Genomic DNA, 22,943 nt, shown 5'->3' on the forward strand with positions numbered 1-22,943 from the left:
GTGTCTTGGTGTCCAGATTAAGCATCCAAGTTTCGGGCCAATGATCGGCGCAAGTCAGGGGATGCCGAGCTTCTGGAATTCCTCTCGCAACCGAGCCACGACGTCTGCCAGATCCATCGCATCGAGCCGGTTCTTCTTCAAGAAGGCGGCCCATTGCGCCTTCTTCGTTGCGTCACCAGAAAAGCTGTCGCTCAACCCGGTAGGAAGGCCGCTGGGCATCGCGAGTTTCCGGCGTTCGAATGTGGCTGCAATGGCACGCTGCAGTTCAGCGGGGTCCAGCGTCCCTTCGGTCATTAGCACCCAGAGATCGAAGTAGTCCTTCATCCGGGTGTTGGTCATTCCCAGGAGGCAGACCGCATGGAACTTTTCAGCCACCACGGTGTACTTGGGATAGCTGCGCAACTGCGGGGCGGGCAAGTCGTCAAGCAGGACCGGATAGCTGATGGCTTCCGCTGCTGGTGTTACAGCATCGCCGAAGCCGATGTCCACCTGCAGCGCGATGCGCGCGCCGTCCAGCATCGCTCTCAGGTCAATTCGCACGCCTCCGTAGCCGGTCTCCTTGCGAATGACTGCCCCTTGCACTGACGCGTCATCGAAGGTGATTCCATCTTCCACTGCAATCCGGCAGATTTCGCGAAATGCGTTCACCGCCGATTCGACGTCGTCTGGACCGAACCCCAACAGGTCGGCATCGCGGGTGGGCCGATGTGGCTGGTCGTACCAGAGCGAAAACAGCAGTGCACCCTTGAGCAGGTAGTTGGGGGCATGGTCCGAGATGGACAACCGGTACAGCAGGCGCTCAAGGCCATAGCGGGTGAGCGTCAGGTTGAAGTCCTGCTTCTTGGCATCCGCCTGTTGCTTCAAGCGGGCGCGGATGGAGGCTGCGATGTTGCGGCTCACGTGGTGACGCTTTCGAGGTAGGGGCGTATCACATTGGATACGCGGTCGATCGTGGCGTAATGCCAGAGCGCGTCAACTGTTACTTTGCGCTGTGTCCATCCGTCGCGTAGCGCTTCTAGCGCGACGTCCAGGCCGATTTTGTTGCGAAATTTGAAGCAGTCGGCAATGGTCTTGGCTGCGTTGAAGACCGGAACGTGTACACCATCGATCTGCATGGGTTCAACGCCTTCGGACAGTGCGGGGCCGGACATGCGGATGGCGCGTAGCGAAGGCTGGTCGAGCTTGGGTGTTGGCGAGTTGTGAGGAATCGCGATCCACACTTCAAACGGCGCTTGCGTGCCGATTCCATGGACGCGCAGCGCTGACAGCAGACAGACGATGCCCTGCGGCACGCGAAGGGCGACCTCTGCCAGTGAGCGGTGCTCGCTGAGCGTGCGTCCCGGCAGGCTGTAGACGCCTCGGGCGACTCGTTCGAGCCGGCCTGCGGCGACCAGTCGGCTGAGTGCCATCGTGGGGAGGCCGTGCTCGGCTAGATCCCGCGCGCGCAGCAACGGCCGCTTTTTAGCCAGCGCCAGGACGGCTTGTTCGCGTGTCGAAATAGAGAGCATGCTGGAGTTTGTTGCATTTGCTAGTCATTTGTCAACAAAAGAAGAAAAAATGCAACACGAGTGACTACGCGCGCCTCACAGCTATGCGGTCTATGTGACGCTAAAGATTTGGTTCCGAGAGTAGCGCCGGAGGGGGCGGCGAACTGCGACGGGGACGGGCGACCTCCGTTCGCACGGTGGAGCGTCCGACTTCAGTCGGCCACGAGCCGACGGTCGTCGACGACGGCATTCCGGCATTCCGGCACGATAGTGATAACGCGCCAGTCCGGTCAGATCTATCCCAAACCTTGCCCAGGGCTTCGTGCCGGGCGGCGAGCGGAGCCTCACATACCCGCATCAGCCTATGCGGCGGCGGTACCTTTGGGCGAAATCCACGTACCAGTCGATGCTCCCAGGCTCCGCCAGCGCATCGCGGCTCACGACCTTCTCGAGCGCGTGGCCCAGTAGGAGCTTCTTGACGGGCAACTCCAGTTTCTTACCGGTGATGGTCTTGGGGATCGTGCTCACCTGGATGATCTCGTTGGGCACGTGTCGTGCTGACAAGCCTGTACGCAAGGCCTGCCGGATGTATTGCTCCAGCGGCGCGCTCAGCTGAATGCCGGGCTGCAGCTGAACGAACAGCGCCATGTACGACTCGCGCCCGAGGTACTCCAGGTCCACGACCAGGCTGTCCAGCACTTCGGTGATGCCCTGTACGACCCGGTACAGCTCGGAGGTTCCCATGCGCACACCCTGGCGATTGATGGTGGCGTCTGAACGGCCGTAGATCACGCCCGCCGTCGCTTGCGGCCGCGGCGCCAGTCGCAGCCAGTCGCCATGGCGCCAGACGTTGCGGCCCTGGCTGTCCTTGAAGTTCTCGAAGTAGCTCTCCAGGTAGCGCCGATTTCCCGCGTCTCCCCAGAAGTACAGCGGCATCGAAGGCAAGGGCCTTGTGCACACCAGTTCCCCCACCTCGTCCATCACGGGCTGCCCGGCATCGTTCCAGGCTTGCACACACGCGCCCAAGGTGCGGCATTGCATCTCGCCTGTGTAGACCGGCAGGGTGGGGAGCCCTACCAGGAAGCCACCGGCAATGTCCGTTCCGCCCGAAACGATGTTGAGCCAGAGATCGGGTTTGACGGCGCTGTACAGCCACTCGCAAGCCTCGGGTGACAGAGGAGATCCGGTGGATGACACCGTGTGCAACTGCCGCAGATCTGCGATGTCGTGCGGCACGATGCCGGCCTTGAGACAGGCGTGATGGATCGCGGCGCCCGCGCCGAACACGTGAACGCCCAGTCGCCCCGCCAGCTTCCACAGGTAGCCCCAGTCGGGCTCGGCACCGCCACCAGTCACGGCGCCGTCGTACAGCACGAGGGTGGCGCCCCCCAGCAGCCCCATGACGTGTGCGTTCCACACCATCCACGACGTGTTGGCGGCCCAGAAGACGCGCTCGCCCGGGTGCAGGTCGCCGTGCAGGATCATGTTCACCATGCCGTTCGCGAGCACGCCGCCGTGGCCGTGGACGATCGCCTTGGGCAGCCCCGTCGTTCCCGACGAGTAAAGGATCCACAGTGGGTGCTCCGCCGGGAGCGCCGCCGGTTGCCAGGCCGCCTCGCGCGCGATGGCGTCCTGCCAGTGCATCGTTGTGCGGCTCGCGGCCTGCACGGGTGGATGCGCTGCCGCGTCGAGATGCGCGATCCAGAGGATGCCGGTGACCGTCGGCAGCTCGCGCAGAATCTCGTCCAGTGCGCCGCGGCGGTCGAACGCCTTGCTGCCGAAGCGATAGCCGTCCACCGCGACCAGCACCTTGGGCTCGATCTGGCGGAGCCGGTCTCCCACGCTGACCGGCCCCATGTCCGGCGCGCACAGAGACCACACCGCACCCAGGCTGGCAGCGGCCAGGAACGCAACGACCGCCTGGGGAATGTTGGGAAGGTAGCCGGCCACGCGGTCACCTTGCTGCACGCCCAACTCGCGCAGGGCTTGAGCCACCGATGCCACTTGGCACCGAAGCTCGTCCCAGCTCACGGTGCCGGTGCCCGAGGCTTCGCTTTCAAAAACGATGGCGGGCGAGGCCAGGTGCGCGTGGCGGAACACCTGGTCGACCAGATTGAGCTGGGCGCCTTCGAACCATCGGGCGCCCGGCATGTCGTCGCAGGACAGGATGCGCGCGTACGACGTTCGCAACGGAAGCTCGAAGAAGGCCAGGACGGCACTCCAGAAGCCCTCCAGGTCGGTCACCGACCATTGCCACAGCGCCTCGTAGTTCTCGAAACGAAGACCGCGTTCGCGATCCACCCAGGCCTCGAAGTGGGTGATCAGGGCCCGTGCCTTGCGGTCTGGTGAAGGCGTCCACAGGAGCGCATCGAGCGCCGTGTGAGCTGTGATTTCTGGATGTGTGGCCATCACGTTGCCGTCTTGCCGGTAGGTGCTTGCATGGAATTTCTGGGGGCTATGCCGAAACGATGCAGCACGTTGCCGAGCAGTTGTCCGAAGAGCGGGTCGCTGCCGATCACCCAGGCCGCACCGACGGCGCCTGCATGAAACACGCGCCCGCCCTGTGGCCGCTCCCAATAGATCATTTCGGCCGACAGTCCGTCGAGCGATTCGGTGGGTCTCGAGTAGTAGTCGAGGTACGCGTCCAACTTGCCCGGCACGCGCCGGATGCCCTTGGCGATGACCTCGATGCCTTCTTGTGCGAAGGGAAGGGAAGCACCGGGGGGGGCGCACTTCGTCATCTTCGCGAGGGTTGAAAGGGTCAGGTCCCACTCGTGTCCGATGGCGCGCGGCAGCCCGCCGCCGGGTGCGTGGCCGAAGGTGTCTCCCTTGCCGAGACCCAGCGGCTGCGGCTCGTTGAAGAGCCCATGCGCCGGCAGCTCGACGTGATAGACGCCGAAGTCATCGCCGTCGGCGAAGGCCCAGCCCGCAGTCTCAAGGCCGATGATCTCGCCGGCCGGCCGGCCCGATGCCTTGAGCCGTCCGCCGCGCGCCCAGTCCTGGCTGTGGTACTGCTCGCCGAATGCGCCGGCCGGCGGGCCCACGGGCGACCTGGTGTCGTCGTGATCGGGCCCGTTGACCTTGCGCTGCTCCATGACGGTGAAGTCTTCGTCGTAGCTCACGCGCAGGTACATGGTGTTGCCCGACAGCACGACCGCGCTGCCCCCGCGCTTCAGGAAATCGTCGAGTGCCTCCACGCCCGGCAGCGACCAATATTCGCTGTGACCGTTGACGACGACGGTCTTGTAGCGCGCGAGCAGCGACGGATCGCGGTGCAGGTCGATGTCGCCGATCACGTCGTAGTCGTAGCCCTGCTTGTCGAGCCACACGTGCAGATGGCGTTCGAGCCGCGTCCACTGGCTGAAACCGCTCTCGGCTGGGTCGTAGAGCGCATTGGGGCTGGCATTGGGCCAGGGCATGCGCAGGCCGACCTGGTAGCAGGGCTGGCCGTGGCGGTGGTAGACGTAGCTGCTGTAGGCCGGCGCGTCGGGATGGCTGTTCTCCAGGCCCTCCGAGCGGCGCGGCCACACCGGATCGTCGACCACGTTCTTCGCGAAGGGCGTGGTGGCGTAGGCGAGCCAGCTGTTGACGGCGCACAGCACGAGGATGGGGGCAGGTGCCACGTGCGCGGGCTTGCGCACGATGAAGGTGATGTCGTAGTCCGCCTTGCGGCCCTCGATATCGAAGCGCGCGCGGCCGACGTAGACGCCGGACCTAGAGTCGTCGGGAACGCGGAATGCGTGCACCGCATCCCAGCGGCAGTCGTAGAGATCGTCGCCGGCGAAACGCAGGCCGTGCCCGCGCGTCGGATCGTGCAGCGGGTCGTAGGGCGATTCGTCTTCTTCGTACTGGCCGACCTTGCCGGGTTCGAAGGCCGGGCCGACGATCATCCAGGTCGCGTGGTTGACGATGCGGCCGGTGCGCTGGTGCCCACTGGCATCGGCCACTTGCGCGCCGCGCTCTTCCCGAAGGGGCCAGCAGGCGAGCACCGAGCGGCCCGTTGCGATCTGCAATCCGCGTTGTCCGTGTCGGGCGGCGATCTCGCTGCCCGACAGCGCCCGGTCGTACAACGCAGGCATGACGAGGTCGGCTTCGAGGAACAGGTCGGCCAGGCCGTCGATGGCGCTGGCGCCGAGCCGCAGCGGCGCGGCTGCGGGCTCGACGGCCTGCCGTGCGGGCCACTGCGCCACGCACCCCCCATCGATCCACAGCGTTGCGAACTCACCGTCCCACGTGGCGGCAACGTGCTGCCAACGGCGCGCCGCGAGCCGGCCGTGCGAAGGCGCGGCGTTGTCTCCCAGGTGGAACGACAGTGCGCCGCCGGGTTCGATGAAGAACGCAAAGCCGCGCTGCGCGTCGTCGTCGTCGTGCTGGCTGACGATGGTCTGCCTGACATCGACGGTCCAGGGCTTGATCCAGCATTCGAAGCTCAATCCGCGCAGCGGCAGGCCGGCTGGCAAGCCGCGTTCCACATGCACGTAGGAGCCGGGATGGATCGGCTGAACGCGCGCCTGATAGGGCGCGAACGCTTCGAGCGCCACGTCGTCGCTGCGTCCTTCGACGTCGCTGCCCAGCCGGCAGACCGCGAATTCGTAAGGCACGTCACTGCTGACGTGGAAGCGGACGAGTTCACCCGCCGCCACGGTCTTGGCATCGGCGTAGCCATGGAGGCCGGGCAGCTGCAGCGGTTTGTGCGGCGGGATCGGGTGCAAGGCGGTCGCCGTCATTCCGATGTGAATCCCGAGGCCTTCACCGCCGGCCCCCATCGCTTGATGTCGTCGGCGATGAGGGCCGAGAGTTCTTCCGGCGTGCTCGGATTCGGGTCGCTGCTGAGCTTCAGCAGCCGTTCCTGCACGTCCTTGTTGGCCAGTGCCTTGCCGAGTGCCGCATTCAGCTGGTCGACGATGGGCCGCGGCGTGCCCGCCGGCACGAAGAGGCCGGTCCATTCCAGGTTGTCGAAGTGCGGCTGGCCGAGTTCCTTGAGCGTCGGCACGTCGGGCAGCAAGGCTGCACGCCGGGTGCCGTTCACTGCCAGCACCTTGAGCTTGCCCGACTGCTGATGCGCGACAAGGTCGGCAATGGGCATGATGCCGGCCGAGATCTGGTTGCCGAGCAGGTCCTGCACCAGCGGCGCTGCGCCTCGGTAGGGCGCGGCGACGAGGCCGGCCTTGGCGTCGCTGCCGAGGCGATAGCCCATGAACTGCGAGACGCTGCCCGGTGCGGGCACGCCGTAGTTCGCCTTCTTCGGGTCCCGAGTGGCGATGTCGAGCCACTGCTTCACATCCTTGGCCTGCAGCTCGGCGGGCACCGCGATGCCTTCGTAGAAGCTCGCGATGCGGCCGACGGGCTTGAAGTCCTTGACGGCGTCGTAGCGCACCGACTTCGTGGTCAGTGGCAGCATAACCATCATGTGCATGTTGGCCAGCAGCACGGTGAGTCCATCCGCCGGCGCCGTGCGAACGTAGTCGGCCGCGATCGCGCCGCCCGCACCGGTGCGGTTGTCGACGACGACAACCGTGCCAAGCTCGGCGGCCAGCTTGTCGGCGAGCGTGCGCGCCTGCACGTCGGCCGAGCCGCCGGCCGGGTAGCCGACGATGAGCTTCAGCGGGCCGTGTGCGGTGTTGATCTGTGCCGTGGCCGCGGCTGCGAAGGCCAGCGCGGTACAGGCGAACGTGACCTTGAGAGTGAACGGGAGCTTCATCGGAGGCTTTCCTGGGTGGGTTGCGAAATCGGTGCGGTCGCCGGGTTCAGTGCGCGAGGCCCTTGCGCGCGATCTCGTCGGCGAGATCGGCCAGCGACTTTTCGAGCAGGTCGGCCAACTCGTCGATCTCCGTTTCCGTGATCGTGAGCGGCGGCGTGATCATCTGGAAATCGCCGAAGGCGCCGAGGTTGGCTCGGCGGTTGTAGAGCGCGATGCCATGCTTCAACCCGTGCTCTGTCAACCGCGCGGGCGCGTTGAAGGCGACCGGCAGCTGGCTGCGGTTGGCCTTGTCCGAGACGATCTCGATGGCTGTCAGAAGGCCCTTGCCGCGCACGTCGCCGACGATCGGCGATCGCGAGGCGATGTCGCGCAGGCGTGCCATCAGCAGTTCACCCCTGTCACGTGCGCGGGTCACAAGGTCTTGCCGCACGACCTCGTCGACAACCGCGCGCGCCACCGCACACGACAGCGGATTCGTGAAGTAGGTGTGGCCGTGCACGAAGCCTCCGGCGCCTGCGATCGCATCGACCATCCGGTTGGGGGCAAGCAGGCAACCCAGCGGCGTGTAGCCGGCGGCCAGGCCCTTGGCGAGCGTCACGAGGTCGGGGCGCGCGCCCTCCCAGTGGTGCGCGGCGAGGAAGGCACCGGTGCGGCCGGCGCCGCTCATGATTTCGTCGAAGATCACCAGCACGCCGTAGTGGTCGCAGATCTCGCGCACGCGCCGGAAGTACGCCGCCGAGGAGACCACCGCGCCGGTCGAGAGGCCGCCGATGGGTTCGAGGATGAACGCCAGCACCGTGTTCGGGCCTTCGCGCAGGATCGTCTGCTCGAGAGCGTCGGCGCACGCCTGCTCGTGCGACTCCACCGTGTGGCCATCGGGGATGCGATACGACAAGGGCGCCGGCACCTTGGGCATGGCACGAACCATCGGGCCATACAGGTTGAGCGTGTTGGCATCGCCCGTAACCGCGAGCGCGCCGAGCGTCGAGCCGTGGTAGCTCGGATCACGCGAGATCACCTTCGCGCGGCTGCCCTGGCCGGTCACGACCGCGTATTGGCGCGCGAGCTTGATCGCGGCCTCGTTGGCCTCCGATCCGCCCGAGACGAAGAATGCGCGATCGAAGCCGTCGCCCGCGAGTGCGCAGACGCTGTCGGCCAGCGCGATGTTGTGCTCGCTCTCGAAAAAGCGCGGGTACGCGAAGGTCACCTTCGAGGCCTGTTCGGTCATCGCGGCCAGCACGCGCGGATTGCCGTGGCCGATGTTCGCGACGACGGCGCCGGCCGTTGCGTCGAGATACCGCTTGCCGTTCGCGTCCCACAGAAAGACGCCTTCGCCGCGGGCGACGCGCGGCGGACGGGCCGACCCCTTGGGTGCGTAGAAGCCGAGGACGGAGCCGCCTTTGGGCTCGTCGCCGATCCGGGCGATGCCGGCCGTGGGGGAGTTCGAAGTGTTCATGGCCCGACGATACGAACCACAGTCACTTTCCGCTAGACGCATGGAGCGATGAAGTGCTATACGTTCGGCGTATGAAGCACGTACATGACCGGCTCGACCTGCTCGACACGTTCCAGAAGATCGGCGAGAGCGGATCACTCAGCAAGGCGGCGCGGCTGCTGGGCACGACGCAGCCCACGGTCAGTCGTCGACTGCTCGAGCTGGAGCGGCTGCTCGGCTGCAAGCTGGCGCTGCGCACGACCGCGAGCTTTTCGCTCACCGACGAAGGACGCTCGCTGCTTGCCGAGGCCCGTGACCTCGGGGACCGATGGTCAGGCCTGTCGCAGCGTCTGAAGGGCGGGCAAAGCCGGCCTGAAGGCACGCTGCGCGTGATCGGGCCTTCGGGGTACGGGACGGGCTTCCTGACCGACGCGGTGACCGATCTGCGCGCGGCGCATCCTGCTTTACGCATCGAACTCACGCTGACCGATCGGGTGCTCGACCTGACTGCATGGGGCGCGGATTGCTGGGTCTGCGTGGGGGAGGTACGCGATCCCGGATTGGTGAGCCGCAAGCTCGGCACGATGGAGCGCGTGCTGATCGCTACGCCCGAACTGCTCGAGAGGCTCGGGCCCATCAGCATCGCACGTCTTCCGCAGTTGCCTTGCGTCGGACTCGTGCCCTATGTGACCGGCAACGTGCGCATGCTGGATCGATTGGGCCGCCCCCGCATGGTGATGCTTGACACCCCGATCCAGACCGACAGCCTGCTGTCGAGCTACCGCGCGATCCTCAACGGATCGGGCATCGGCGCGGCGGCCCCCTGGATGTGCCAAGAAGACCTCAAGACCGGTCGGGTGCAACGGGTGCTGGCGAATTGGTGGCTCGAACCCATCGCCATTCATGTCGCGCTGCCTCCAGGCATCTACCGTCCCGCGCGCGTGACGGCCTTCATTCAAGCGCTCAAGGCGCGGATGTTTGCCCTTTCCGGATTCAAGCCATCGCGCTAAGAAGCCAAACCACCAAGGCGCACCCCATGGCCCTTGCAATCCGAGGCCAAAGTTCTGCGACGCTTCATATCCGAGGGACCGCTCCCATGCGCCGAGCTCGTCAAAAAGCGCACAAAGGTTGCCCAACAAAGCTTCGCCGCGTTTCGTCAAGATCGAGAGAAGAGGTCGTCCAATCGTTGAACGACAGCCTTTCGGAAGACAATTTTGGCGGCTGAACGCCGACAGTGGTTAAGGGTTGTCCGACACCTGTCCGTGCCAACATTGCGAGCCCGCGCACGACAGTGCCTGAGGGCAGGTGTTGGACAAGCCTCTAAGGAGGAAACCGCGGAATGCTCTGCTGCGGACGGGAAGGCTACGGGCCTATGGGGATTCGGGACGCTTGGCCCGGAAGGTCGCCCTGGTGGCGGCCATGCGCAAGCTGCTGACCACGCTCAACGCCATTGCGAAGTCCGGAAAACACTGGGAGGAATCGCTCCACGCTTCTTAACTTTTAATACGGTTGCTCAGGACGTCGAACGGGAATTTTTTGTTCTTGCTCGCGACAAAACCTTCGCGTTGTTGATCCGGTAAACCAGTCCATTGGGATTGTCGTCAACAATTTCCATCGTGCCTCGAATCGTCAGCGGTTCGTCGGTTTGACTTTGCGGCCTCAGCGCATTGATCTCCGCCGTGGTGGTCGGTGAATTCATGGCGTGGCACTCGTCGCACAACAAGGGCTGCGCACTTAGCAGGAATCGGGTGTGACGCTTGCCACCGGAAATCGCGGTCATATAGCCGACCAAGGTGACCGACTTGCCGTGAAGCTCGCGAATCTTCGCAGGCATAAAGGTCAACTTGTATTGACCGTTCTTCCTGGTTAACCCTGCGCGAGCGAGGTCACCCCACAAGACCAAGTCGCGCGGCGCGCCTGAGAAATCGGACGCTTTCAATTCTCTGGCAGCACCGTGCTCATGCACATCGCGAGAGCGCTGCGCCAACGAAGGGGTGGCCAGCAACGACAGCGCCGCAGTGAGCAACGCTGCCGAAGTGGCTCTCAGTCTGAGTCGTAGTTGAATCATCGAGGGTTCAAAGAACTAAAGGGGAGTACTTGAATCCTGGTACACGCGCTTGCCACCGACATAGGTTTCAAGCGCTTTGAGATCCTCGATTTCACCGGTCGGAATCGTCATGATGTCACCGGATATAACCACGAAGTCAGCGAGTTTCGCCGGCTCGATGGATCCCTTGATATCTGCTTCGTCGGTGAGTTTGGCGTTGTTGAGTGTGAGAACACGCAACGCTTCTTCGCGACTGGTTGCCTGATTTGCGCCGGCGACGCCGCCCGAGATGGAGTCGCGCGACACGAGATGGTAGAGCCCCCAGAACGGATTGATGGGGATCACCGGAGCATCCGTTCCCCCTGCGACCAGAAGGCCTGCGTCAAGGTAAGTTCTGATCGGCGAATACTGCGAATATCGATCAACGCCAAGATAATTCTTAAGAATCGGCGCTACAAGATACAGGTGATCCTGGACGGACATGCGCAGATTCAGTGCCTTGAGCTTCGGCAATTGATCAGGGCGCATGATCGCCGCATGTTCGATGGTCCAACCGGTCTGCCGAATGTCCTTGGCTGCGCTGGCCTTCTCATAGCCCTCAAGTACCTGGTCGATTGCGGCATCGCCAACGGCGTGTGTTGCCACGCGCCAGCCGGCGTTGTTGAAGGCAATGACAGAGTCATTGAATGCCGCCTGCGGCATGGTCGCTAACCCGAAGTAAGTTCCGCCTTGCCCCATCGGCTCGGCATACGCCTGGGTCGTGTGGGCGCCTTCAAAGCCACCGTCGACGGCCATTTTGATGCCCCAGACACTCACCAGGCTATCGCCCTCGCCCTGCTTGATTCCCTGGGACGCCAAGGCATCCGGACTCACACCGCGGAAGAGAACGCTGTAACGCACGGTTGATCTTCCCGAGTCCCTGACTTGCTGCAGTTGTCGGTACGCCGCCACGCTCGTGCCCGCGACGCGGACGCTCGTCAGGCCATAGGAGTTGAGCACAGCCTGCTGCTTCTCGATGCTTGCTTGCGTCTCAGGTGGGGGCGGCGGCAACTCAACGGGATTACGCGCCGTATCGACCAGTTCGCCGGTGAGGTCGCCATTCGCGTCCCTTGGAATTGCGCCCCCAGCTGGCACAGGCGAACTGGTCGTAATGTTCCATTTCGCCAGCGCTGTCTTGTTCAGGAAATAGCTGTGCCCCCCTCGGACAAGCACCACTGGTATGCCGGGTGCTGCGGCTTCCAGCTCCGAGGCGGTAGGTGTGCGCTGCTCTTTGAGCTGGGCTTCGTGCCAGTCTGAATTCGAGACAAGAATTTGGCCGGGCGTGGCGGTCTTGGCAGCGTCACTGATCTTTGCAAAGATATCTGCAAGTGATCGGGCTTGAGAAATGTCAATGCCCGATCCGCCGCCAGGACTGTGAAAGTGACCGTCGGCCAATCCAGGTATCACCGTGCGGCCTTTGAGGTCCACCACCTGTGTATTCGCACTCGCAAGCGTCTTGATCTCATCGGTGGACCCGACACTCAAGAACTTTCCATCTTTGATGGCGAAGGCTTGCACGACACGCGAATTGTTGTCCACGGTCACGACCTTGCCGTTGATGAAGATCGCATCCGCGGATACGGGTGTGATGGGATTCGTGTCCGTCGATCCGACATCGCCGAATCCGCCGAATCCGCTGAATCCGCCGGATCCGCTGGATCCGCCGCAGCCAGCCACAAGGATTGCTGAAGCGCTCGCGGCGGCGATCAGGCTGAGTGAAGATGGAACGCTTTTCATGTTGACCCTCGTTTTCTTGGTTCTGCTATGGCAGAAGGCCGTGAGAACCTGAAGCCCACTGCCCGCTCGGCCTCGATCAAGTAAATTCCCGCGGGATTCCGAGTCGACGGTGTGCCACGACATCTTTCGGTATCAGTTCGCGGGGCTGGCGCAGCCTGCGATCACCGAATGCGCAATCGTGGTCTCATCGAGGTTTCGCATTTGCGGGCTCCTATGACTTCCTTGCAGACCAAGGTCATGCAAGTGAGCAAGGTGGATGCTAGTGATCGCTCGAATGCAGATATATGTCGATTTTGGAAATGATTCTTCTACTGAAAGGAAGAATCTCGTTCGACATCGGACCGATTACAAAGCTCTGGGCAGGTGGTGAGAATGCGTTGCGCGGATCGGTGTCGAGTGGCTTGAGCGCCACGGACGACCTCTGGAAAGCCGACAGCGCACGCCGCCGTGATTGGCCGCGCTAATAAGTGGCCGAGCTTGAGCGCCGGCTGTCATCCAACGCAATCGCGAGCCGCTGCGCACCGGCACCACCGTGCAGCACGCCAATCGCAAGGCCTTCCCGGGCCTGATGGAATCTGCTCGCCACCGGCTAGACCGGACGGCTGTCCTGGGCAATGGGTTGGTCGACATGCACCACTGGCAGGCGCTCGTGCTGTCTTTGGCGTCATTGGTTGCCGCCTTGGTCTACGCAATGAACGGATACCCGGCCTTTGACGCGATTGCGCCTATCAACCGGCCTGCTTGGTCTGTCCCCAAGCCATCGAATTCCAGCGCCGCTGGTAGTCCTGTCGTTCAAAGTCTTCGACCAGAAAGTCGATGAAGGCACGCGTCTTTGCGGGGACGAGGCGGCGGTGCTGATACACGAGGTTGACAGACATCGAGGGTAGCTTCCAGTCGGTCATAAGCGGAACCAGTCGGCCCGCCACCAAGTCGTCGTAGACCACGTACATCGGCTGCACCACGATCCCGAGCCCCTGCACACTGGCCACACGCAAAATCTGCCCATCGTTAGCTTCCAGTTTGGATTTGGTCGCAATCGTCACGCGTTCATCGCCTCGCTCGAAGGTCAGTGTGTCGGGGTCATGGTAGGTGTACAACAGCAATGGATGCTTCGCGAGTGCATGGGGGTCGCCGGGGGCTCCGTAGCGATCGAGGTACGCGGGCGAGGCGGCCAGTACGCGTCGCGTCGTTGCCAGGCTTCGGATGACGAGGCTCGAGTCAGGCTCGGACTCGCGCGTGCGCAGCGCCACGTCGATGTTGTTGTCGATGATGTCGTAGTAGCGATTTGCTGCGACCACCTCCACGCGCAGGTTTGGGTAGCGCTGCGTGAATTCCGGCAGCAGGGGAGCGATGTGCTGCAGCGACAGCGACAGCGACGCAGTCACGCGCAAGACGCCCACCGGATTGGATGTCGTGACGTTGACTGCCTCGACGGCCTCCTGCATGTCGTCCAGTGCGCCTTTGCAGCGGCGGTAGAAGTCCTGGCCAACGTCTGTCACAAACAAGCGGCGCGTGCTGCGTTCGATCAGCCGAGCGCCAAGGCGACGCTCCAGGGCCGCAAGCTGGCGGCTTGCCGAGGGGTTGGACAGGCCCATGGATTCGGCCGCCTTGCTGAGGCTACCCAACTCCACAACGCGCACGAAGAACTCGTACTCGATCCAGTGGTTCATGAGCCATCTTTCCTTGGGATGAAAATATAGTTTTCATTATCATCATATATTTCCATCTAAGTCATTAATAGCATTCGCTCAGACCTTCGTGAACGACTTTTTGTCGGGGAAAGGTCAGGAGCCCACGAATGCAAAATCTCGACGAGACAACGATCACCCAAGCGGTGATCGCGCGCCACGCGAACACGGCGGACCAACGTCTGAAGACGGTCATGACCTGTCTGGTGCGGCACCTGCACTGCTTTGCGCGGGAGGTCGACCTCACTGAGGTCGAATGGGCCGCGGGACTCGAATTCCTAACGGCTGTCGGCCATGCCTGCAGTCCAACACGGCAAGAGTTCATCCTGCTGTCGGACACGCTGGGCCTGTCGACGCTGGTGGCGGCTCAAAATCATCGCAAGCCCGTGGGCTGCACCGAGGCCACCGTGTTCGGTCCATTCCACGTCGAAGGCGCACCTGAGCGGGCGTTGGGCACCGATGTAGCGAACGGCGCCGAGGGCGAGCCGTGCTTCGTGCGCGGCAGCATCCGTGGGCTGGCCGGCGAGCCGGTGGCGGGGGCCGTGATCGAGATCTGGCAGGCAGATGCCAGGGGCCTATACGACGTGCAGTACGAGCCATTTGACGAGCATCGCGCGCGTGCCACGCTTCGTTCGGCAGCCGATGGCGGCTACCACTTCCTCAGCATCGTGGCGACGCCATATCCGATTCCGCACGATGGGCCAGTTGGTCAGCTCCTGGACGCATTGGGCCGCCATCCTTGGCGTCCAGCGCACCTGCACTTCCGAATCAGCGCGCCGGGTTACGAAACCCTCGTGACCCACGTGTTCCGCGCTGGCGATCCGTATCTCGACTCGGATGCGGTGTTCGGCGTTCGTTCGTCCCTTGTGGTGGACTGGGTTCGTCACGAGGCCGGGCTTGCTCCCAATGGCCAGCTGCTCGATATTCCGTTTTCGACGCTGGACTTCGACTTCGTGCTCAATCCGACGCACCAGGGCTGATTCCATGATCAAGCACGTGGTCATGTGGAAGGTCTCGGGCGACACACCCGATGCACGTCGCGCCACGCGCGAGAAGGTCAAGCAGCAGTTCGAAGGCCTGCGCTCGCTGATTCCGGGCCTGCTCGCCTTGGAGGTCGGGCTGGATGTTAGCGGCGTCGACTACGCCTGTGATGTGGTCCTGTACACCGAATTCGATTCGCCGCAAGCACTGGCGGCCTATGCCGACCACCCTGAGCATCTGCGCGTCAGGCGCGAACTCGATGGCTTGAGGGTGGCCCGCTTTCAGGTCGACTACTTTCCTGCCGAGGCTTCGAGCCATGCGTGATTTCGTCTACGGCGCCCTGCTTGTACGGGTGGTATTTGCCGCGGGCAGTCGAACATGCCTCGCGAACGAAGTGGCAGCGCTGGGCATTCAACGCGCGCTGGTGCTGTGCACCCCCCATCAACGAGACCTGGCTGAAGCCGCTGCGACCTTGTTGGAACAGCGCTGCGTGGGCGTGTTCGACGGTGCGCGCATGCATGTCCCTGTCGAGGTGGCGCGCGCGGCGAGTGCATACGCCACCTCTGTCGGCGCCGATGGGCTCGTGGCGGTCGGTGGCGGCTCCACCATTGGGCTGGCCAAGGGGATCGCGCTCGATATGGGTCTGCCGATCGTCGCCGTTCCGACCACCTATGCAGGTTCTGAAATGACGCCCATCTATGGGTTGACGGAAGACGGCGTGAAGAAAACCGGACGCGATGCGCGCGTGCTGCCTCGCACCGTGGTGTACGACCCCGAGTTGACGCTGGGGCTGCCGGTGGCGCTTTCTGTCACCAGTGGATTGAATGCGATTGCACATGCCGCCGAAGGGCTGTACGCACATGACGGCAACCCCGTGCTCGATCTCATGGCCGAGGAAGGCATTCGCGCCCTGGCCGCCGGTCTGACGCGCGTGGCTGCCGCGCCGAGCGATATCGAGGCGCGCAGCGACTGCTTGTATGGCGCGTGGCTGTGCGGCACGGTGCTGGGGCAGGCGGGCATGGCGCTGCATCACAAGCTGTGCCACGTGCTCGGCGGCAGCCTGGATCTGCCCCATGCAGAGACGCACGCCGTGATGCTGCCGCACACCCTGGCCTACAACGCACCGGCTGCGCCGGTGGCCATGCGCCGCATCGCGCGCGCCCTGGGCCGACCGGACGCCAGCTCGGGCCTGCACGAACTTGCCAAGGAGCTTGGCGCGCCAACGTCGTTGCGTGAGTTGGGCATGACCGCCGGGGCCCTCGATCGAGTGACCGACCTGGCGCTCACCAGCCCCTACGCAAACCCGCGCCCGCTGAGCCGCGAAGCGATTGCCGGGCTACTGGCGCGCGCTTGGTCCGGCGCACCACCCGCGCCCTGACCGGCCGCGCCAGTGAGCAATGCAGCACCAAATTTCTACAGGAGAAAAGCGATGAAACGAATTACCCGTTGGGCCCTTTCCCTCATGGCGTGCGCCAGCTTGGCCACGGCTGGTGCCGCAGAACTTCGCATCGGCGTCATGACGACGCTGAGCGGCGCCCAGGCCGTGCCGGGCGTCGACATGCGAGACGGCATCGAGCTGGCCGTCAAGCAGCTCTCCGGAAAGGTCGGCGGGCAGCCGACCCGCCTGATCGTCGCGGACGACCAGTTCAACCCCGGTGCTGCCAAGCAAATCGCCGAGCGGCTGGTCAAGAAGGACAAGGTGCAGGTGCTCACGGGCATCATCTACTCGAACATCCTGCTGGCGGCGGCGCCTGTCGCGCTGGAAAACGGCAACGTCTATCTCAGCTCGAATGCGGGTCCGTCGCAGTATGCGGGCGCGCAATGCGACAGCGGCTTCTTCAGCGTGAGCTGGCAGAACGATGCCGTGCACGAGGCTGCAGGCAAATACGCGCAGGACAGGGATTACAAGCGCGTGATCCTGGTCGCGCCCAACTATCCGGCCGGCCGCGATGCCACCACCGGCTTCAAGCGATTCTTCAAGGGCGAAGTGGTCGAGGAGCTCTACCCCAAGCTGGGCCAGCTCGACTTCGCCGTGGAAATCGCGCGCCTGCGCGAACAGAAGCCCGACGTGGTGTACTTCTTCCTGCCCGGGGGCATGGGGATCAACTTCACCAAGCAGTACCGCGCCGCAGGCATTTCGGACAAGACCCGTCTGCTGACCAGCCAGTTCTCCGCTGACCAGGACACCTTCGCCGCCAGTGGCGACGCGATGCTCGGCATCTACAACACCGGTCATTGGTCAACCGACACCGACACCGCGCCCAGCCGCGAGTTCGTGGCCGGCTTCGAAAAGACCTACGGTCGCCTGCCGAGTTTCTACGCGTCCCAAGGCTACGACGCGATCATGATGATCGACGCCGCGGTGCGCGCGGCCGGCGGCAATGCCGACGATCCTGTGGCACTGCGCAAGGCCCTGGCCGAGAGCAGGTTCAAGTCGGTCCGCGGCAAGTTCAGCCTTGGCCCCAATCGCTTTCCGGTGCAGGACTTCTTTGTTCGCGTCGTCTCGCGCGACTCCAAAGGCCGCCTCTACAACAAGACCGAGTCGCTCGTGCTGAGCAACCACGCCGACGCCTACGGCGCGGCCTGCACGCAGAAGTAAGCCGAGACCATGCTTTGGATCGAACAACTCCTCAACGGGTTGCAGTACAGCCTCATGCTGTTCCTCTTCGCCGCCGGCCTGACCCTGGTGTTCGGGATCATGAACCTTGTCAACCTCGCGCACGGTTCGCTGTACATGCTGGGGGCCTATGCGGCTGCGGCGCTGACAACGTTCAGCGGGTCGTACGTCATGGGTCTCATGGGGGCGCTGCTCTTCATGGGACTTTTCGGTGCCGTGCTGGAGATCGTGCTGATCCGGCGCCTGTACCGCCAGGACCACCTGACGCAGGTGCTGGCCACCTTCGCGCTGATCCTGATCTTCAACGAGTCCGTTCGTATCGTGTGGGGCGTGCAGCCGCTGCCCTACGACATGCCGGCCGCGTTGTCGGGCTCGGTGCCCATCGTGGATGATCTGCGCTACTCGGCCTACAGGCTCGCGCTCATCGTCGCCGGCGTGGTCGTGGCGCTGCTGCTGTACTGGATGGTCGCGCGCACCCGGGTCGGTATGTGGGTGCGGGCCGGAGCCTCGAATCGCGAGATGGTGCAGATGATGGGCGTGAACGTGCGGTGGTTGTTCACCGCGATATTCGCGCTCGGCGCGGCCTTGTCCGGGCTGGCGGGCGCTGCATTGGCGCCCTTGATGTCGGTGCAGGTCGGCATGGGTGAGGAAGTGCTGATCCTCGCCTTCGTCGTCGTGGTCGTGGGCGGCGTCGGCTCGGTCCGTGGCGCGTTCATCGCCGCGCTGCTGGTGGGCATGGTCGACTCGCTGGGCCGGGCCTGGTTGCCCGGCCTTCTGGGCACGGTGCTCCCGGCGGCGATCGTCTCCGATCTTGGGCCCGCGCTCGCGTCGATGTCGGTCTACCTGTTGATGATCGTTGTGCTGGCGTTCCGGCCGATGGGCCTGTTCTCGCCCGGCGCCACGAGCCTTTGGCCGAAATGGCTGCGCGTGCGTCGCTCGCCCGTGCTCGCACCTACCGAACTGGGGAGTGCGTCGTCATGAAGCGCGGAGCCATTGCGACCTTGCTGGTGGGACTCGGCCTTGCCGCGTTGCCTGTGCTGCTCGCCGCAGCAGGGCAGGAGTTCTACCTGGGCCTGTTGACGCGCGTCATGATCTACGCGCTGGCCGCCACCAGTTTGAACCTCTTGCTCGGCTACGGCGGCATGGTCAGCTTCGGCCACGCGGCCTTCCTCGGCATCGGCGGCTATGTGGTGGCAATCGCCGCGCAGCACGGCGTGGGCAGCGCATGGGTGGCGTGGCCTCTCGCGTTGTCTGTCGTGGCTCTGTTGGGCGCCATCATGGGCGCCATCAGCTTGCGCACCCAGGGCGTTCACTTCCTGATGATCACGCTCGCGCTGGCGCAGATGTTCTATTACGCCTTCGTCTCGCTGCGCAGCTATGGCGGCGACGACGGTCTCTCGATGACTCGGCGCTCCAGCTTCGGCTGGGAAGCCTGGTGGCCGACAGGCGGCGACACGGGCTTCTACTATCTCGCGCTGTTGCTGCTGGCCCTCGGGTTGCTGGTGGTACACCGGCTGATTCCGTCGCGCTTCGGCAGCGTCTTGATCGGCGTGCGAGAAAACGAAGCCCGCATGAGCACCATCGGGTTCCCGGTCTACCGCTACAAGCTGGTGGCCTTCGTGATCGCGGCGGTGCTGTGCGGGCTGGCGGGCGTGCTCAATGTCGAGCTCAACCGCTTCGTCAGCCCGTCGGTGATGCACTGGTCGCAGTCGGGCATGTTGATGGTCATGGTGATCATCGGGGGCCTCGGCCGCCCGTGGGCTGGTGTCGTCGGTGCCGCCGTCTTCCTCGGTCTCGAGGAAGTGCTGTCGCACTACACCGAGCGCTGGCAGTTGCCGCTGGGGATCCTGCTGCTGGCGCTGGTGCTTGCACGCGTGGCTGGCTGGAACCTGCCCGGCAGTGCGCGCAAGGAGCCGCAGCATGTCTAGGCCGCTGCTGGAAATCCAGGGGCTGCACAAGCAGTTCGGCGCGCTGCGCGTGACCGACGACCTGCACCTGCAGGTGCGGCGCGACGAAGTGCATGCCTTGATCGGACCGAACGGCGCCGGCAAAACCACGCTGATCCACCAGATCGCCGGCACGCTGGCGTCCGACGCTGGCACGATCACTTTGGACGCGCATGACGTGACAGCCTTGCCTGCCAGTGCGCGCGTGCGGCGCGGCATTGCGCGCTCGTACCAGATCACCAACGTATTCCGTCAACTGAGCGTGCTGGACAACATCGCGCTCGCCGTGCAGGCGCGACGCGGGCACAGCTTTTCATTCTGGCGCCCGGTCGCGCGCGACACTGCGCTGCGCGACGAAGCAGCGGCCGTGCTTGACCGGCTGGGGTTGACCGACCACGCACTGCTTTCTGCTGCAAGCCTGTCTTACGGCGACCAACGCTTGCTGGAAGTCGGCATCGCGTTGGCCACCTCGCCGAGCATGTTGCTGCTCGACGAGCCGATGGCCGGCATGGGACCGCAGGAATCGGGCCACATGGTCGAGATGATCGAACGCTTGCGCGGTCAGGTCACTGTTCTGCTCGTCGAGCACGACATGGACGCCGTGTTCCGCCTGGCGGACCGCATCTCCGTGCTCGTCTACGGAAACGTCATTGCGACGGGAACACCGCAGGAGATCCGCTGCAACCCGGATGTCGTGCAAGCCTATCTGGGCGGGGAGGACATTGCGTGAGCGCTCTGCTGGACATCATCGACATCGACACCGCCTACGGGGAAAGCCAGGTGCTGTCGCAGGTTCGCCTGCAGATCCAGACGGGCAGCGCGCACGCCCTGCTCGGCAGGAACGGCATGGGCAAGACCACGCTGGTGCGCTCGATCATGGGGCTGACGCCTCCCCGGCGCGGCGAGATCCGCTTCCTCGGCCAGCGCATCGACGGCCTGTCGACGAGCGAGATCGCGCGGCTGGGCATCGCGGTCGTGCCCGAGGGCCGGCAGATCTTTCCCAACCTGAGCGTGCGCGAGAACCTCACCGCGTTCGCCGCCACCCGGTCGGGCGACGGCCATTGGACCTTCGATCGCGTGCTGGCGCTGTTCCCGCGCCTGGGCGAACGGGCCGCCAACATGGGCAACCAGCTCTCCGGCGGCGAGCAGCAGATGCTGGCCATCGGCCGCGCGCTGATGACCAACCCGCGGCTGCTGATCCTCGACGAGGCCACCGAGGGACTCGCACCGCTGGTGCGCGCCGAGATCTGGCGCAGCCTCGCACTGCTGCGAGAGACGGGGCTCGGCATTCTGGTGATCGACAAGTACGTCGAGCGGCTCATCGAGCTGGTCGACCGCCACACGATCCTCGAGCGCGGCCGCGTCGCCTGGGAAGGCGACTCCCGTGCGCTGGCGCAAGACCGAGCGCTGTGGCACCGCTACCTCGGTGTCTGACCACCGACTGAACTCAATTAAAGGAAGACAAGGCATGACTAACAGCAATCCGGCATCGACACCGACAGTCGAAAAGCCGATGACTTGGCCCACTGCGGACTTCTCGCGTGTGCCCTACGACGTGTTCACCGACCCGCAGATCTACCGGCTGGAAATGGACAAGCTCTTCCGCGGCGAGGTCTGGAACTACCTCGGCATGGAGTGCGAGATCCCGGCGTGGGGCGACTACCAGACCACCTGGATCGGCGACACCCAGATCGTCGTTACGCGCGCCAAGGACGGCTCCGTCAACGCGTTCGAGAACAGCTGCGCCCATCGCGGCGCGCGCATCGTCGACAAGCTGCGCGGCAACGCCAAACGCCACACCTGCCCGTACCACCTGTGGACTTACAACCTCGCGGGCGAGCTCACCGGCGTGCCGCTGGAGAAGGGCCACAACGGCAAAGGCGGCATGCCACCGTGCTTCGAGAAGAAGGACCATGGCCTGCGCACGCTGCGCGTGGCCATGCGCGGCGGGCTGATCTTCGGCACCTACTGCGACACGACCGAACCCCTCGAGGAATACCTCGGCCCGCACAGCGTGGCGCAAATCGACCGCCTGCTTGTCCAGCGCAAGCCCAAGGTCATCGGCTACCTGCGCCAGAAGATTCCCGGGAACTGGAAGCTCTACAACGAAAACGTTCGCGATCCGTACCACGCCTCGTTGCTGCACCTGTTCCAGGTGTCGTTCGGCATCCAGACGCCGGCCATGCAGGGAGGCATCAAGCTCGACAAGGATGGAAAGAACACCTGGAACCATTCGATCATGGGGGTCAACGACAACGCGAACCTGGGCAAGCTCTCCGACGCCTACGCGGACACAGGCAAGCTCATGCCCGACCTGGAGATGCATGACCCTTCGCTGCTGAAGATCCCGCTGGACCTGGGTGACGGCTACAAGACGACGCTCCTGTCCATGTTCCCGACCCTGATCGTGGCGCAGGTCGACAACACCTACGCCGTGCGCCATCTGCGGCCCAAAGGGCCGGATGCGGTCGAGCTGCACATCACCTACCTGGGCTTCGAGGGCGACACGCCGGAACAGCTGCACAACCGCTTGCTCGCGGTCAACCTCATCGGACCGTCTGGCTACATCTCGATGGAAGACGGCGAGGCGCTGCGCCTCGTGCAGGAAGGCGTCAAGGCACGCCGTGGCGACCACTCCGTGCTCGAGATGGGCGGTGTCGGCAAGCCGCACGACACCGACTACCTGTCACAGGAGATTTCGATCCGAGGCTTCTGGCAGCACTACCACCGCATGATGGGCTTCGCCCCGGCGGGCAACATGAACCGCGACGGGGAGTCCGCCTGATGTCCGTGTCACTTCAACAGCGCGTCGAGCGCTTCAACTTCGACTACGCGGATGCTTTGAACCAACGCCGCTTCGCCGAGTGGCCCGAGTCTTTTGCCGCCGATGCATGCGACTACCGCGTGGTCTCGCGTGAGAATCATGATGCGGGCCTACCAGCGCCGCTGATGGGCTGCTACACACCGGGCATGGTCAAAGACCGCGTGTCGATGCTCATCAAGGAGACGCTGACGTACCGGCAGATGTATTTGCGGCACTACATCACTAACGTGAGAGTCAATGAGGAAGCCGACGGCACGATCACCGCCAGCGCCAACCTGCTGGTCATGCAGAGCGACCTGGAGGGCAACTCGTCCATCTACATCGTCGGCTGCTATGACGACACGCTGGTGGAGACCGGCGGGCAGCTCAAATTGCGCAGGCGGCTGGTGATCGTCGACTCGTTCAGCATCGACAACATGCTGGCCGTACCCCTGTGAGCGA

At 64.2% G+C, this 22,943-nt stretch carries 20 protein-coding genes and 1 pseudogene; 12 read left to right on the forward strand and 9 right to left on the reverse strand.

Annotation, left to right across the window (positions count from 1 at the left end; genetic code table 11):
• Positions 1-54: 54 nt before the first annotated feature.
• The 6 genes from RZE77_RS11585 to RZE77_RS11610 all read right to left on the reverse strand — a co-directional run bounded on the left by RZE77_RS11585 (position 55) and on the right by RZE77_RS11610 (position 8,644).
• A complete protein-coding gene (locus RZE77_RS11585) occupies positions 55-900 on the reverse strand; it encodes a nucleotidyl transferase AbiEii/AbiGii toxin family protein (protein ID WP_319441966.1) in 846 nt (281 codons plus the stop codon).
• On the reverse strand, positions 897-1,508 hold the full coding sequence (locus RZE77_RS11590; RefSeq protein WP_093082266.1) for a type IV toxin-antitoxin system AbiEi family antitoxin domain-containing protein: 612 nt from the start codon (positions 1,506-1,508) through the stop codon (positions 897-899). The genes RZE77_RS11585 and RZE77_RS11590 overlap by 4 nt, the downstream gene beginning before the upstream one ends.
• 336 nt (positions 1,509-1,844) lie before the next feature.
• Positions 1,845-3,896: an acetoacetate--CoA ligase gene (locus tag RZE77_RS11595; protein ID WP_319441967.1), complete on the reverse strand. Its 2,052-nt coding sequence runs from the start codon at positions 3,894-3,896 to the stop codon at positions 1,845-1,847.
• Positions 3,896-6,214: a LamG domain-containing protein gene (locus RZE77_RS11600; protein WP_319441968.1), complete on the reverse strand. Its 2,319-nt coding sequence runs from the start codon at positions 6,212-6,214 to the stop codon at positions 3,896-3,898. Before RZE77_RS11600 ends, RZE77_RS11595 begins: the two co-directional genes overlap by 1 nt.
• Positions 6,211-7,188, reverse strand: coding sequence for a Bug family tripartite tricarboxylate transporter substrate binding protein (locus RZE77_RS11605; RefSeq protein ID WP_319441969.1), 978 nt, complete (start codon positions 7,186-7,188; stop codon positions 6,211-6,213). Before RZE77_RS11605 ends, RZE77_RS11600 begins: the two co-directional genes overlap by 4 nt.
• Positions 7,189-7,234: 46 nt before the next feature.
• Entirely contained in the window at positions 7,235-8,644 is a 1,410-nt protein-coding gene (locus tag RZE77_RS11610) for an aminotransferase family protein (RefSeq protein WP_319441970.1), read from the reverse strand.
• Positions 8,645-8,715: 71 nt separating this feature from the next.
• Between RZE77_RS11610 and RZE77_RS11615 the strand changes: the two genes are divergently transcribed.
• Together RZE77_RS11615 and RZE77_RS11620 are read left to right on the forward strand one after the other, a co-directional pair.
• Positions 8,716-9,633 carry a LysR family transcriptional regulator gene (locus tag RZE77_RS11615; RefSeq protein WP_319441971.1) on the forward strand — a complete coding sequence of 306 codons (918 nt, stop codon included), beginning with the start codon at positions 8,716-8,718 and terminating at the stop codon, positions 9,631-9,633.
• Positions 9,634-9,982: 349 nt separating this feature from the next.
• Positions 9,983-10,120: pseudogene (locus RZE77_RS11620) on the forward strand (IS110 family transposase); the annotation flags it as partial.
• Positions 10,121-10,136: 16 nt separating this feature from the next.
• On the opposite strand, the gene RZE77_RS11625 reads toward RZE77_RS11620, so the two are convergent.
• The 3 genes from RZE77_RS11625 to RZE77_RS11635 form a co-directional block, all read right to left on the reverse strand.
• Complete coding sequence (locus RZE77_RS11625) at positions 10,137-10,691, reverse strand: hypothetical protein (protein ID WP_319441972.1); 555 nt, start codon at positions 10,689-10,691, stop codon at positions 10,137-10,139.
• Between the two features lie 15 nt (positions 10,692-10,706).
• On the reverse strand, positions 10,707-12,446 hold the full coding sequence (locus tag RZE77_RS11630) for an amidohydrolase (protein WP_319441973.1): 1,740 nt from the start codon (positions 12,444-12,446) through the stop codon (positions 10,707-10,709).
• Between the two features lie 728 nt (positions 12,447-13,174).
• Entirely contained in the window at positions 13,175-14,116 is a 942-nt protein-coding gene (locus tag RZE77_RS11635; protein ID WP_093082245.1) for a LysR family transcriptional regulator, read from the reverse strand.
• Between the two features lie 128 nt (positions 14,117-14,244).
• Here RZE77_RS11635 and RZE77_RS11640 point away from each other — a divergent pair, with 128 nt between their 5' ends.
• The 10 genes from RZE77_RS11640 (at position 14,245) to RZE77_RS11685 (ending at position 22,939) form a co-directional block, all read left to right on the forward strand.
• Positions 14,245-15,114 (forward strand): intradiol ring-cleavage dioxygenase, encoded by an 870-nt coding sequence (locus RZE77_RS11640; RefSeq protein ID WP_319441974.1) that lies wholly within the window; start codon positions 14,245-14,247, stop codon positions 15,112-15,114.
• A gap of 4 nt (positions 15,115-15,118) precedes the next feature.
• The gene (locus RZE77_RS11645; protein WP_093082240.1) at positions 15,119-15,439 is read left to right on the forward strand and encodes a Dabb family protein; all 321 of its coding nucleotides are present in this window, start codon (positions 15,119-15,121) and stop codon (positions 15,437-15,439) included.
• A complete protein-coding gene (locus tag RZE77_RS11650) occupies positions 15,432-16,493 on the forward strand; it encodes a maleylacetate reductase (RefSeq protein ID WP_319441975.1) in 1,062 nt (353 codons plus the stop codon). The genes RZE77_RS11645 and RZE77_RS11650 overlap by 8 nt, the downstream gene beginning before the upstream one ends.
• A 51-nt stretch (positions 16,494-16,544) precedes the next feature.
• On the forward strand, positions 16,545-17,714 hold the full coding sequence (locus RZE77_RS11655; protein WP_319441976.1) for an ABC transporter substrate-binding protein: 1,170 nt from the start codon (positions 16,545-16,547) through the stop codon (positions 17,712-17,714).
• Between the two features lie 9 nt (positions 17,715-17,723).
• Positions 17,724-18,713 (forward strand): branched-chain amino acid ABC transporter permease, encoded by a 990-nt coding sequence (locus tag RZE77_RS11660; RefSeq protein ID WP_319441977.1) that lies wholly within the window; start codon positions 17,724-17,726, stop codon positions 18,711-18,713.
• Positions 18,710-19,660: a branched-chain amino acid ABC transporter permease gene (locus RZE77_RS11665; protein WP_319441978.1), complete on the forward strand. Its 951-nt coding sequence runs from the start codon at positions 18,710-18,712 to the stop codon at positions 19,658-19,660. Before RZE77_RS11660 ends, RZE77_RS11665 begins: the two co-directional genes overlap by 4 nt.
• Positions 19,653-20,408, forward strand: coding sequence for an ABC transporter ATP-binding protein (locus RZE77_RS11670; protein WP_319441979.1), 756 nt, complete (start codon positions 19,653-19,655; stop codon positions 20,406-20,408). The genes RZE77_RS11665 and RZE77_RS11670 overlap by 8 nt, the downstream gene beginning before the upstream one ends.
• Positions 20,405-21,112 (forward strand): ABC transporter ATP-binding protein, encoded by a 708-nt coding sequence (locus tag RZE77_RS11675; protein WP_405547451.1) that lies wholly within the window; start codon positions 20,405-20,407, stop codon positions 21,110-21,112. Before RZE77_RS11670 ends, RZE77_RS11675 begins: the two co-directional genes overlap by 4 nt.
• Before the next feature lie 79 nt (positions 21,113-21,191).
• Positions 21,192-22,463, forward strand: a complete 1,272-nt coding sequence (locus tag RZE77_RS11680) for an aromatic ring-hydroxylating dioxygenase subunit alpha (RefSeq protein ID WP_319441980.1) — start codon at positions 21,192-21,194, stop codon at positions 22,461-22,463.
• Positions 22,463-22,939 carry an aromatic-ring-hydroxylating dioxygenase subunit beta gene (locus tag RZE77_RS11685; RefSeq protein WP_319441981.1) on the forward strand — a complete coding sequence of 159 codons (477 nt, stop codon included), beginning with the start codon at positions 22,463-22,465 and terminating at the stop codon, positions 22,937-22,939. The genes RZE77_RS11680 and RZE77_RS11685 overlap by 1 nt, the downstream gene beginning before the upstream one ends.
• Positions 22,940-22,943: the final 4 nt, after the last annotated feature.

The sequence above is a fragment of the Variovorax sp. SPNA7 genome, from assembly GCF_033807855.1.
In the GTDB taxonomy this organism is placed as follows: Bacteria; Pseudomonadota; Gammaproteobacteria; order Burkholderiales; family Burkholderiaceae_C; genus Variovorax; species Variovorax beijingensis.